Source organism: Yoonia sp. (assembly GCF_046292185.1).
In the GTDB taxonomy this organism is placed as follows: Bacteria; Pseudomonadota; Alphaproteobacteria; order Rhodobacterales; family Rhodobacteraceae; genus Yoonia.
This window is the reverse complement of sequence record NZ_JBKBQY010000107.1, coordinates 1-11294: the sequence shown is the minus strand read 5'-3', so window position 1 is coordinate 11294 and position 11294 is coordinate 1. Positions and strand designations below refer to the sequence as shown.

At 55.6% G+C, this 11294-nt stretch carries 11 protein-coding genes and 4 other annotated features; of the genes, 4 read left to right on the top strand and 7 right to left on the bottom strand.

What is annotated here, in order from left to right:
* The 4 genes from ACK4TM_RS15395 to ACK4TM_RS15380 form a co-directional block, all read right to left on the bottom strand.
* Positions 1-737, bottom strand: a 737-nt coding sequence (locus ACK4TM_RS15395; RefSeq protein ID WP_409702848.1) for a carbohydrate ABC transporter permease, incomplete at its 3' end; no start/stop codon positions are given.
* A gap of 10 nt (positions 738-747) precedes the next feature.
* Positions 748-1659, bottom strand: a complete 912-nt coding sequence (locus ACK4TM_RS15390; RefSeq protein ID WP_409702846.1) for a carbohydrate ABC transporter permease — start codon at positions 1657-1659, stop codon at positions 748-750.
* A gap of 53 nt (positions 1660-1712) precedes the next feature.
* A complete protein-coding gene (locus ACK4TM_RS15385; RefSeq protein WP_409702844.1) occupies positions 1713-3002 on the bottom strand; it encodes an ABC transporter substrate-binding protein in 1290 nt (429 codons plus the stop codon).
* 207 nt (positions 3003-3209) lie between these two features.
* Positions 3210-3569: a hypothetical protein gene (locus ACK4TM_RS15380; protein WP_409702842.1), complete on the bottom strand. Its 360-nt coding sequence runs from the start codon at positions 3567-3569 to the stop codon at positions 3210-3212.
* Between the two features lie 41 nt (positions 3570-3610).
* On the opposite strand from ACK4TM_RS15380, the gene ACK4TM_RS15375 reads away from it, so the two are divergent.
* The gene (locus tag ACK4TM_RS15375; protein ID WP_409702840.1) at positions 3611-4222 is read left to right on the top strand and encodes a hypothetical protein; all 612 of its coding nucleotides are present in this window, start codon (positions 3611-3613) and stop codon (positions 4220-4222) included.
* A gap of 48 nt (positions 4223-4270) precedes the next feature.
* Here the strand turns inward: ACK4TM_RS15375 and ACK4TM_RS15370 are convergent, their stop codons facing one another.
* From ACK4TM_RS15370 to ACK4TM_RS15360, 3 genes are all read right to left on the bottom strand, one after another.
* Positions 4271-5131, bottom strand: a complete 861-nt coding sequence (locus ACK4TM_RS15370; protein WP_409702838.1) for a universal stress protein — start codon at positions 5129-5131, stop codon at positions 4271-4273.
* 13 nt (positions 5132-5144) lie between these two features.
* Positions 5145-6635, bottom strand: coding sequence for a SulP family inorganic anion transporter (locus ACK4TM_RS15365; protein ID WP_409702836.1), 1491 nt, complete (start codon positions 6633-6635; stop codon positions 5145-5147).
* A 19-nt stretch (positions 6636-6654) separates the two neighbouring features.
* Positions 6655-6705: a sequence feature (sul1 is cis-regulatory element that is thought to sense ions involved in sulfur or methionine metabolism; They are found in Alphaproteobacteria), on the bottom strand.
* A gap of 69 nt (positions 6706-6774) precedes the next feature.
* Positions 6775-7995: a class I SAM-dependent methyltransferase gene (locus tag ACK4TM_RS15360; RefSeq protein WP_409702834.1), complete on the bottom strand. Its 1221-nt coding sequence runs from the start codon at positions 7993-7995 to the stop codon at positions 6775-6777.
* Between the two features lie 249 nt (positions 7996-8244).
* Positions 8245-8295, bottom strand: a sequence feature (sul1 is cis-regulatory element that is thought to sense ions involved in sulfur or methionine metabolism; They are found in Alphaproteobacteria).
* Positions 8296-8704: 409 nt separating this feature from the next.
* Positions 8705-8757: a sequence feature (sul1 is cis-regulatory element that is thought to sense ions involved in sulfur or methionine metabolism; They are found in Alphaproteobacteria), on the top strand.
* 70 nt (positions 8758-8827) lie between these two features.
* On the opposite strand from ACK4TM_RS15360, the gene ACK4TM_RS15355 reads away from it, so the two are divergent.
* From ACK4TM_RS15355 to ACK4TM_RS15345, 3 genes are all read left to right on the top strand, one after another.
* Complete coding sequence (locus ACK4TM_RS15355; RefSeq protein ID WP_409702832.1) at positions 8828-9358, top strand: NYN domain-containing protein; 531 nt, start codon at positions 8828-8830, stop codon at positions 9356-9358.
* A gap of 100 nt (positions 9359-9458) precedes the next feature.
* Positions 9459-9514: a sequence feature (sul1 is cis-regulatory element that is thought to sense ions involved in sulfur or methionine metabolism; They are found in Alphaproteobacteria), on the top strand.
* 66 nt (positions 9515-9580) lie between these two features.
* Entirely contained in the window at positions 9581-11071 is a 1491-nt protein-coding gene (locus ACK4TM_RS15350; RefSeq protein ID WP_409702830.1) for a SulP family inorganic anion transporter, read from the top strand.
* 12 nt (positions 11072-11083) lie between these two features.
* Positions 11084-11294 (top strand): universal stress protein (locus ACK4TM_RS15345; RefSeq protein ID WP_409702828.1); only part of this gene is annotated, 211 nt, incomplete at its 3' end.

The window sequence follows — 11294 nt, the reverse complement described above, 5'->3', positions numbered from 1 at the left end:
TGGATCACCTTCATATCCGACGTCGATGTCATCACCAGCGGGATCAAGAATTCGTTCCACACCGCAGTGAAGTTGAACATCGCAATGACCGCGAGGGCAGGTGCCGCCAGCGGCAGATAGATTTTCCAGAAGATCGCAAATTCATGCGCGCCGTCCATCCGCGCGGCCTCGACCAGATTATCGGGCAGCATACGCATGAAAGACGTCATCAGATAAGTGCCATAGGCTGTCGCGAGAAAGGGCAGCACCATCGAAGGATAGCTGTTGAGGATGCCGAAACCACCACTACCGGTGATGTCATTGCCCCCGGCCAGCGGGAAGGATCGAAACATGATGAACAACGGGATGATCGTCACATGGACCGGCACCATCAGCGTGGCGAGGATTAGAAAGAACATCGTCCGCCGCCCCGGAAACCGCATCTTGGCAAAGGCATAGCCGGCCAGCCCGTCGATAAACACGATGCCGATGGTGGACACCGATGCGATGATGAAGGTGTTGAACATCGCGCGCCCGAAATTCGTCACTTCGAACACGCGGGCAAAGTTATCCCATCTGATGTTGTCGGGGATCAGCACCGGGGGCCATGCGAATACCTCTGCAGGGCTGGACAGGGCGAGGGCCACGATCATCAAAAACGGTGCGAGTATGATCCCCGACAACCCGATCAGAGCCATATAGATCAGCGCCTTGCGCGTCTGGCGGATCGCCGGTGAGGCATAGTCGAGGTTGTCCATGATTTGCCCCTTAGCGTTTCTTGCTGCTCAGCTGGCCCGACAGACCCAGCAGCAGCAGTGACAGCACCATGATCGCTACGAACAGCACGACAGCGACGGCTGCGGCATAGCCCATGGCAAACGAGGTGAACGCCTGATTATAAGAAAACAGCACCGCTGTTGTTGTTGCCCGTCCCGGTCCGCCGCCTGTCAACACGACGACCTGATCGAATACCTGCAAATTGAAGATCACAGCGGTGACCACGACGAACATCGTGGTCGGCATCAGCACCGGCAGGGTGACCTGGGTGAAACTGCGCCACCAGCTTGCGCCATCCATGACGGCGGCTTCGCGCAGGTTTTGCGGAATGCCTTGTAGTCCGGCCAGAAAGATCACAACGGAATAGCCCATCTGCCGCCAGATGCCGATCCCGATCAGCGTTGGCAGCGCCTGGTTGCCATCCGCCAGAAATCCCTGACGTTCGATCCCCACAAGGCTGAGAAGATAATTGAATGGGCCAAAGGCGGGGTTCATGACGTAAAGCCAAGCCACGCCAATGGCGACCCAGCTTGCAACCTGTGGCATATAGAAAACAGTGCGGAAAACCGACATGCCACGCAGCCTGGAATCCAGCAATACCGCCACAGCCAGCGACAGGATCGTCGCCGGAATCACGGTGCCGAGCGTGTAGTAAAGCGTGACGCGGAACGCCTCCATCGCGCGGGCATCGTTGAACAGGCGGGTATAGTTGTCCAATCCGATGAAACGGGGTGGTTGCAGCAAAGAATACTGCGTCATGCTCAGATAGCCGCCATACATCAACGGCGCGATCTTCAGCGCCAGAAACAGCGCCATCACTGGCAACACAAGGATCAGACCCCAGCGCGCCTCAGCCGGATTGACCCAGTCGCCCCGAAACTGGATGCGTTTTGTCTTTGCCATGATGGCCCCCGTTTGATTGGTGGGCGGACAACAATCCGCCCGCCGCAGCGCAGTCAGTTGAAGCCGATACCTGACCGGTCGATGATCTCTGCCTGAATTTCGGCGGCGGCACTGTCCATCGCTTCTTGTGGGTCCATGCCGTTCAACAGCAATTCATCCAGCCAGACGTTGATGATCGATTCATATTCCGAAAAGTTCGGGTGCATCGGATCGGCGGAACCACCGTCCAGCGCGAGCTGCAGATACTGCTGCGCCAAAGGGTTACCGGCCAGATAAGGGTGATCTTCGGGCAGCACGGCACCTGGGATCGACCCGCCAAGGCCGGCCAGTTGCACGATGTTGTCCGGTTCCACGATCAGGAACTGCAGCAGGGCAGCCGCGGCTTCGGGGTTCTGCGATGTCGAAGTGATGCCGATGACATTCGCACCCAGACCCGCACCGGACAGCTCAGGTGACCCGCTTGGTCCATGCGGGACCAGACCAAGGCCCGCGAATTCCAGTGCTTCGGGGAATTCGTTCTGCCAGTTGCGGAAGGCGAAGTTGTTATAGACCATCGCCGTCAGGCCCTGACCCAGACCAACGTTATCCGCCTCGATCGAGCGAGGCACGTCACAGCATTGCACAAGTTGCTGGAAGAAAGCCGCAGCCTCGACCGCTTCGGGGGCGTTCATCGTGGCGGTCATGCCATCGTCAGAGAACATCGCCCCACCATTGCCTTCGACCATGCGGGTGAACATGTTCGACCGGTTGAACGGGAAGGACGATGAGTAAAAGCCAAGTTGGGTGATATTGCCTGCATCGTCGCGCACGGTCGCACCTTCAGCCCATGCCAGCCATTCGTCCCAATCGACCGGCGCTTCAGACGCATCGTTGCCGCCTGCCTCGATCAGGTCACTGCGCCACGACAGACCATTGGCAGAAAACCAGGTCGGCAGCATCGACCATGTGCCGTTCCACGTCGTAAGATCAACCGTTGCCGGGACGAAGTCATCCGGATCGAAATATTCGGAATGATCAATCAGCAGGCCGCGTTCGGCAAAGCCTGCAACAAGGTTGGAAAAGCCAAAGATGATGTCAGGTAACGTGCCGCCTGCGGCGGCAGTCGCGATCTGCTGCTGATAGCTGGACCATGCGGTGATCTCATATTCGACCATAATACCGGGATTTGCAGCCTCAAATTCGGGGATCAGCTGCTCCAGCACGGTGCCATGCGCCTCTGGCGTGCCATTGAACCACATGCGCAGGACTGTGTCCTGTGCAGAGGCGGCAGAGGCGGTCACTGCCGCGATCAAAGCTGCTGCGCATGTCGTGGAAAAGGCGGACCGTCGCGTGAATCTGAACATCTTTGTGCTCCCTTTTGTCATTTTTCTCGGCTTCTGTTGGATACCGAAGAGCATGGTGCGTAAATCCCTGGATGACAAACAGATTGTCCTTCATCGTTGAGGATTTCACGGCAGCCCATTCTTTTTGCATCTTGAGCGACAGATGCCGAAGCGGTGATCAGAATGAGAGGGTGACCTGATGGATGTCTGTGATATCGGCCCTGCCCGCTACTGGACTCTCGAATGGCGGTCCTTTATGAACGCCGTGTTAGCAAACGCCGTGGACCATCCGCGTCGTGCTTTCAGTTCCAGCAACATCGTTGATGACGGCATTCGCACCGCAAGCGCGGAGCGGTGCTTAAGAACAACAGGAGAAACATGTTTACAAAAATCGTTTTGAATAAGCAGTTGAGCCGCAAAACGGTGGGCGATGTCCATCGCTATCTGTTCGATTTCGGCCAAGGCGCGCATCGTGTCTTTTGGATCGGTGAGCAGGCCTATCTTGAGATGGATTGCACCAATGATGTGGCCCTTCTCAAAGAACAATTTCCCAGCATGGTCGAGGCAGAAGTCGAAAAACCCGCGCACGGCTTTCCTTGGTGAGGATCCAACAAAAGGACACTCGACTGGTGAAAAAAACCGCCGGAAAAGCCAAACGGCCAGCAGTCGTTGAACACGAACACGGTCGTTACTTGATCAAAGCCGGGCAGTTGAAAGACACTATCGTCGCAAGAGCCTTTCCCAAACCTCCCTCGAAATTCCGCCATCTTGTCGCGGAAGAGACCGGCAAATCCACCGATGATGCTATCGCGAGGCTGATCGACAAGCTTGATGGTTTGCGGGCTGACCGCCGGACGTCGCGGCGTACTGATCCGTCTCTGGCCACAGGTATTCCGACTTCTGAAGAATATGCAGATGCTTTGCGCAGCTATACGACCGGCCCGAAGCTTCTGGGCATTCTTCACGATCATGCGCTATTGCGCCAGCGGGGCATGGTTCTTTCAGAACTTGCCAAGGCGGGTGAATTCGCAACATCGCAGGACCTGCTCAACGCTTATGAAAAGCTCGGCAGTGATATCTACAAACTGATCGAACCCGAGGGCACGCTGACTGCCGCATTGCCCGTCGTCGTGCAATTGCCGGACAACGGCGTGCTGGATGCATCTGATGTGGTGATCCTGCAACCCGAACTTCAGGATGCGTTGCTGCAATTGCTGGGCACCAACCGGCGCCCGAGATAGCAGCTGATTGAATTTGGCGCGCTATTTTATAGCGCGCCAAAGTGTATACTATGGAAAAACAAGCACCGGGACATGGCAAGATTGCATGAGTTCCAGCGTCGTTGATCCGATGAACAACTGCCGGATGCGCGAATGGCCGCTTTTGCCCAGGACCAGCATGTCGGCATCAGTCTCGACGATCGCCTTGGTGATCTCTGTCGCGGGATCGCCCTGCATCAGCATATCAGTCACCATATAGCCGGCATCACGCAAGGCTTGCGCTGCCGTGTCCAGCTTCTTGCCTACGTCTGAATTCGGCGCGCCGACAGAGATGATGTGACAATGCGTGCCTTCCAGCACCGACCCTTCAACCAGACGGTCAACGGCGCGCTGCGCACTTGGACCACCATCAAAAGCCAGCATAAAGCTTTGGATTGGTTTAAATGCCCGCGAGACGACAAGGGTAGGTCTTGTCGACGTCCGCACCAGACGTTCAAGATTTGACCCAAGGTGATCTTTTGCAAAGCTCGCAGCCTCGCCCCGTTTGCCGATAATGGCAAAGCGGGTTTCGTCGGCCAGTTCCTTGACCGCTTCCACCAGATCGCCATTACGCAACTTGCTGGCAATCTTGACGTCAGGATCTGCAGCGCGAATCCGCGCTTCGGCATCATCGAGCATCGCGCGACCACGTTCACGGCCAAGGGACGCGCGTTCGCCGTCGAGCTTGGCCAGTTTTTCCAGAAGCGCCGTGCGCGCCCCGAGTTTGATGCTGCCGCTGAGGTCTACCGGCTGGCTGGACACGTCATTGCGACGACCCATGACGTGAACCGGGGCAACTGGCATGTTCAGGCGGCCAGCGGCCCAGGCAGCGTGATCCAGCACACTGCCCGCGTATTCCGACCCGTCGATAAAGGCGTTGATATATTGCATGTTCTCTCCCATTTCAGTGGTCCATCAACTTGTCCATGGCGCCGGGCTTGTCGTGGATGGCTAGCTTGTCAACGATTGTCTCTGACGCTTCGTTCATGCCGATCAGGTTAACTTTGGTGCCTTCGCGCCGGAACTTCAACACAACCATGTCAACGGATGCGACAGAGGAAATGTCCCAGATATGCGCACGGCTGACGTCGATTGTGACTTCATCCAGCGATTCACGGAAATCAAAGGCCGCACTGAACCGAGCGACCGAGGCGTAAAACAACTGCCCCGAGACGAAATAGGTTCTGGACCGGCCATCGGCACTCAGTTCCGATTTCACGGCGAAGATCTGCGCGATCTTGGAGGCAAAGAAGATACCCGACAACAACACGCCCGCGACCACGCCGATGGCAAGGTTGTGCGTATAGACCACAAGCACCACTGTCAGGATCATCACGGCGGAAGAGCTGATCGGATGGCTGCGCAGGTTGCTGATCGACGACCAGGAAAATGTCCCGATGCTGACCATGATCATCACAGCGACCAGTGCGGCCATCGGCACCGCTTTCACAACATCACCGATCAACAGGATCATCATCAGCAGAAATATGCCCGATGCCGCAGTCGAAAGGCGCGCACGGCCACCAGATTTGACGTTGATGATCGACTGACCGATCATCGCGCAACCGGCCATACCACCGATAAACCCTGTCGCCGTATTCGCGACGCCAAGGCCGATGCATTCACGGTTCTTGTCGCTGGGTGTGTCGGTCAGCTCATCCACGATGGTCGCCGTCATCAGGCTTTCCAACAGGCCCACGGCAGCAACCGCCAGCGAATAGGGAAGGATGATCATGAAGGTTTCCAGCGTCAGCGGAATTTGTGGCAGCAGGAACATCGGGAAAGTATCAGGCAATTCGCCCATATCGCCCACGGTGCGTACATCGAAACCTGCGAAATAAACCACAGCAGTTAAAATCACGATGGCGACCAGCGGTGCAGGGACAGCCTTGGTGATCAGTGGAAACCCGTAGATGATCGCAAGACCGGCAATGACCAGAACATATGTCATGTTTGGCACGTTTGTCAGTTCCGGTATCTGGGACATGAAGATCAGGATCGCCAGTGCGTTCACAAAGCCGATCATCACTGACCGCGATACGAAATTCATCACGAAGGACAGTTTGAAAACCCCCGCAAGAACCTGCAAAAGTCCCGCAAGGATTGTCGCGGCGAGCAGGTATTCCAACCCGTGATCTCTGACCAGTGAGATCAGCAAGACTGCGATTGCCGCGGTCGCCCCCGAAATCAGGCCGGGCCTGCCACCTACGATGGCTGTGAGGACAGCGATCGAAAAAGAAGCATATAGGCCGACTTTCGGATCAACCCCCGCAATGATGGAAAAAGCGATAGCCTCGGGGATAAGGGCAAGGGCAACGACGATGCCTGCCAAAAGTTCGACACGGGGGTTTCCCACCCAGTCGCGCCAGGTGTTTTCAGAAAGTGCGATTTTCATGAGTTTCCAGATTTGTTTGAATGAGCCGAGGGATAGGCGCCCGGCATAGCCACCGGCGAGCCGGTCTATATTCTTGTTTTTGAATGCGGTTAGAGCGGAGTCCGATCAAGCAATCATACCCGCAGGTTGTTGAAATAGGTCAGGGTGCTGTAGCCTCGCACGCTGATTGCACAGGAGTGCCTGTAAAGGGAGCGTTTCGCGCATCTTCAGCAGCGCGCAAATCCTGTTCGGCTTTTTCGATGTATTTACGCGTCAAGGGCACAGCATCCTGACGTTTGGCGATCTGGATTTGGTGAATCACCAGCCCCTGATGCCGAAAGCCGGATTCAGAGCAAGCCAGATAGAATTCCCACATCCGGGCAAAGCGTTCATCATAAAGCGCTACCGCTTCGTCGCGGCGCGCCATGAAGTTCAAGCGCCAATGTCGCAAGGTTTCTGCATAATGCAGGCGGAGCACTTCTAGGTCAGTCAGGCAAAGGCCGTGGCGTTCGATAACGGGCAACACTTCTGACAGAGCTGGCATATAGCCGCCGGGAAAGATGTATTTCAATATCCAGGGATTGGTGTGCGAGGGCGGGCCGCTTTGGCCAATGTAATGCAGCATCATTACGCCATCATCGGTCAGCAGGTTTTTTACCTTGCCGAAAAATTCGTCGTAGGATTTCTTGCCGACATGTTCGAACATCCCGACAGAGACGATCCGGTCATACTGCGTTTTGACTGCGCGATAATCGCGTAGCAAAAACTGCACCTGACCTTCTAGCCCTTCTGTCTCGACCCGCGCGTTTGACACCGCATGCTGTTCTTCGGACAAGGTCACACCATCGACCCTGGCGCCGAAATGCCGCGCCAGATACAAGCCCATGCCTCCCCAGCCCGACCCGATGTCCAGCACCCGCTGGCCCTCGGCCATCACCATTTTTGCAGCTAGATGCCGTTTCTTGGCAAGCTGAGCCTCTTCCAGTGGGGAGGTATCGGTTTCAAAATAACCACAGGAATATTGGCTGTCGCTGTCCAGAAACAGCCGGTAAAGATCGCCGCTCAGATCATAGTGATGCGCGACATTCGACCTGGATTTTGTGATCGAGTTATAGCCCGTCATCCAATTGAACAGCCCGAAGCAAGTTCTGACCAGCTTGGGAATACCCGTAAGCTGGCTAACATCGGTGTTCTGAAAGATCAGTTCAAGAAAATCATAGATGTTACCTTGGTCCATGATCAGCGTGCCGTCCATGAATGCCTCGCCCAGAGCAAGTTCTGGGTTGAAGCTTAGCCGGCGCACGGTGGCTTGCTCGGTAATTCTGATCGCGATCATCTTGCCCGTCTGATCACCGGCGACAAAAGTGGTTTCATCAGGCAAGATAACGGTTAGCGTGCCTTTTTTTATATGGCTGACGGCCAGTTGCCGCAAAACTTTATTAAACATTTCATCACTCGGCTTGCGCACATATTCGTTTTCTCTTCATGCAAGAAGCATACGCTGAATGGTGCCAAGAGCGTTCTGACTGCTGATGATCTGGCCCAAGCCTGATCTGCGTCAGAGTTTTTATGATCAAGACGGCGGCTGGCATATGCAAAAGCGCGAGGGGAGAAAATAAATCGCGGTTTTCGTTGCCGGGGGTTCGGCGCCCGGAGAAGCCACCCGACGAACGGGTCCGATTACATGGCCACCCCATAAACAAAGCGGACCAGTTGTAAAGACATATCCGGTATGCGTTTATTGCATATTTCTTCTGAAATGGTAACTATTGGCGATCGTAACGAGGTTAAGCCTTCGTGCAAGCTTTCTGACAGAAGGTATGGCCTTGATTATTCCACAAAGCTGCGGCTGAATTAATTGCGTTGCCCCAACCTTGATGCAACGTGTGTGAGACACTGGGTCAACTGATTCCGCTCCTTCCCCGGCCAGAAAATCCTAGCGGAAGGCTCCCGCTTCAAACTGTCCGGTTTGCAGGGATCAGATCAATGACCACTTATGCAAACTTTGGGCGACGAGCTGTCATGAAGACTGTCACTGGCTTTGCCATGTGGTTGCATATCCGCCAGCAACGCCATTAACTTGCCCATGAACTGGATCCGCTTCGCCGGATGGCTTTTCCGGGCGCTTATCCCCCGGTCACCCTGTCGCAAAAAGTCTGCGACACACCAGCGCTGCCTCAACCATAAAATCGTGCAGCCCGAAAGAAAGACAGATGAAAGACAAAGAACAAGCATCCCGCACCTTGGTGCTGATTGATGGCAGCCACGTTGACAGGCTGCGTACAAAGCTTGGGCGTTCGATTGATATCGAGAAACTTGCAGAGTTTTTTGGAAGCGAAGAAGAACCGGCCACCGTTATCTACTATCGCGACGCGCGGGACATGGCTGAGTATACAAGGTTGCGCCCCTTTTTTGACTGGCTCGCACGCCATGGATTTCAGGTGCGGGGCGCGCAGAACTTCGCCGAGCCGTGGTACCAAAGAGAGCGCTACGGAACGAACCTAGTGCAACTGGCGATCGATGCGATCGAGGCCGCTCATCAGGGCGAAGCCCTTGCCGTTGTTGCAGGGGATGCCAAACTGATCCCATTATTCCAGCGCGTGGATGAGATGGAGTTGCCTCTGACCCTGATCTCCAGCCTTTCCGTGCCAGCAAGCATCGCACCGCCCCCACCACTTGTGGAACTGGCTGACGTGTTCATCGACTTGGATGTAGAGGACATCTTCTTCCAAACAGTCGATTAAAAAGTAGACCATTTCTGCGGTTCACTCTATCGCAAAGTAGCAAAGTCCGGTTTCCGGGTTGTCAAGCTGGCGACATTCTGCGTATCAGGCCCATGAAACGCTTGGATCCGGTGCAAGCCCGGATGGCTCTTCCGGCCGCTGATCCGCCGGATAACCTGAACTGATACATCAGCACATATCAATTTGCGGCTTACATGACCGCGTTGATCAGGAAAATTTTACATGATTTCAATGAGCGTCTATAAAGATGAGTGGTTTGGCAATGTCCGGGGTGATTTGATCGCCGGTATCGTCGTGGCCCTTGCTCTAATTCCGGAGGCGATTGCCTTTTCGATCATTGCGGGTGTTGACCCCAAGGTAGGGCTATACGCCAGTTTCTCGATCGCGGTGCTCATAGCATTCACTGGCGGTCGGCCCGGCATGATCTCTGCCGCGACGGCGGCAACCGCCGTGCTGATGATTACGCTGGTGCGCGACCATGGGCTGGAATATCTGCTGGCTGCCACCGTGCTGGCCGGTCTTATCCAGATCGGGGCGGGTATTTTCAAGCTTGGCTTTATCATGCGTTACGTGTCGAAATCGGTGATGACCGGCTTTGTCAACGCGCTGGCGATCCTGATCTTTATGGCGCAATTGACCGAACTGGACCCCGCGCTGGTCACATGGCTGACCTATGTGTTGGTGGCTGCAGGGCTTGCAATCATCTATCTGTTCCCGCTGATCACCAAGGCGATCCCGTCGCCGCTGGTGACCATCGTGGTGTTGACAGCGCTGGTGATGATCTTCGGCTGGGATGTCCGCACTGTGGGTGACATGGGCGCGTTGCCCGACACGCTGCCGGTGTTCTTGATTCCGCAGATCCCGCTGACGCTCGAAACCCTGATGATCATCCTGCCATATTCTGTGGCGGTGGCCATTGTAGGTCTGCTGGAAAGCCTGATGACGCAGAACATCGTCGATGACCTGACCGATACCAAGTCGAACCGCAATCAGGAATGTATCGGTCAGGGGATCTCGAACACGGCCACAGGTTTCATTGGCGGCATGGCGGGCTGTGCGATGATCGGGCAGTCGATCATCAACGTCAAATCCGGCGGGCGCGGGCGGTTGTCGTCCTTCTCGGCCGGTGTTTATCTGTTGTTCATGGTGGTTGTGCTGGGTGATCTGGTCAGCCAGATCCCGATGGCGGCGCTGGTCGCGATTATGATCATGGTCAGCATTGGCACCTTTTCGTGGTCGTCGATCAAGGCGTTGCGGACCCATCCACAATCATCTTCCATCGTGATGATCGCGACGGTGGCGACAGTGGTCTATACCCACAACCTTGCCATTGGGGTTCTGGTCGGTGTGCTGCTGTCCGGCATCTTCTTTGCCGCCAAAATCGCGCAATTGTTCAAGATCACCACAACGATCTCGCCCGATGGCCGCGAGCGGACCTATGTCATCGAAGGCCAGATGTTCTATGGCTCGGTCGAGGATTTCATGAACGCCTTTGACTTCAAGGAAGCCTTGGATAAGGTCATCATCGACGTCAGCCGCGCGCATATCTGGGATATCTCCTCAGTGCAGGCATTGGATATGGCGATCCTCAAGTTCCGCCGCGACGGGGCAGAGGTCGAAATCGTCGGCATGAACGAAGCGACAGAAACCATCGTGGACAAGCTTGCCATTCATGACAAGCCGGGTGCCATGGACAAGCTAATGTCGCACTAAGGGAGAGATACCATGAACCTCAATAGCCAAAAGATTGTCGCCTTCGTCGATGGATCTGTCTATTCCGAAAGCGTTTGTCACCATGCCGCCTGGATCGCGCAACGCACGGAATCGCCCGTCGAACTGATACATGTGTTGGGCCGCCGCGAGGGGCCTGCAACGGCGGATCGGTCCGGCGCGATTCGTCTGGGTGCGCGCACTGCCCTGCTGGAAGAGCTGGCCG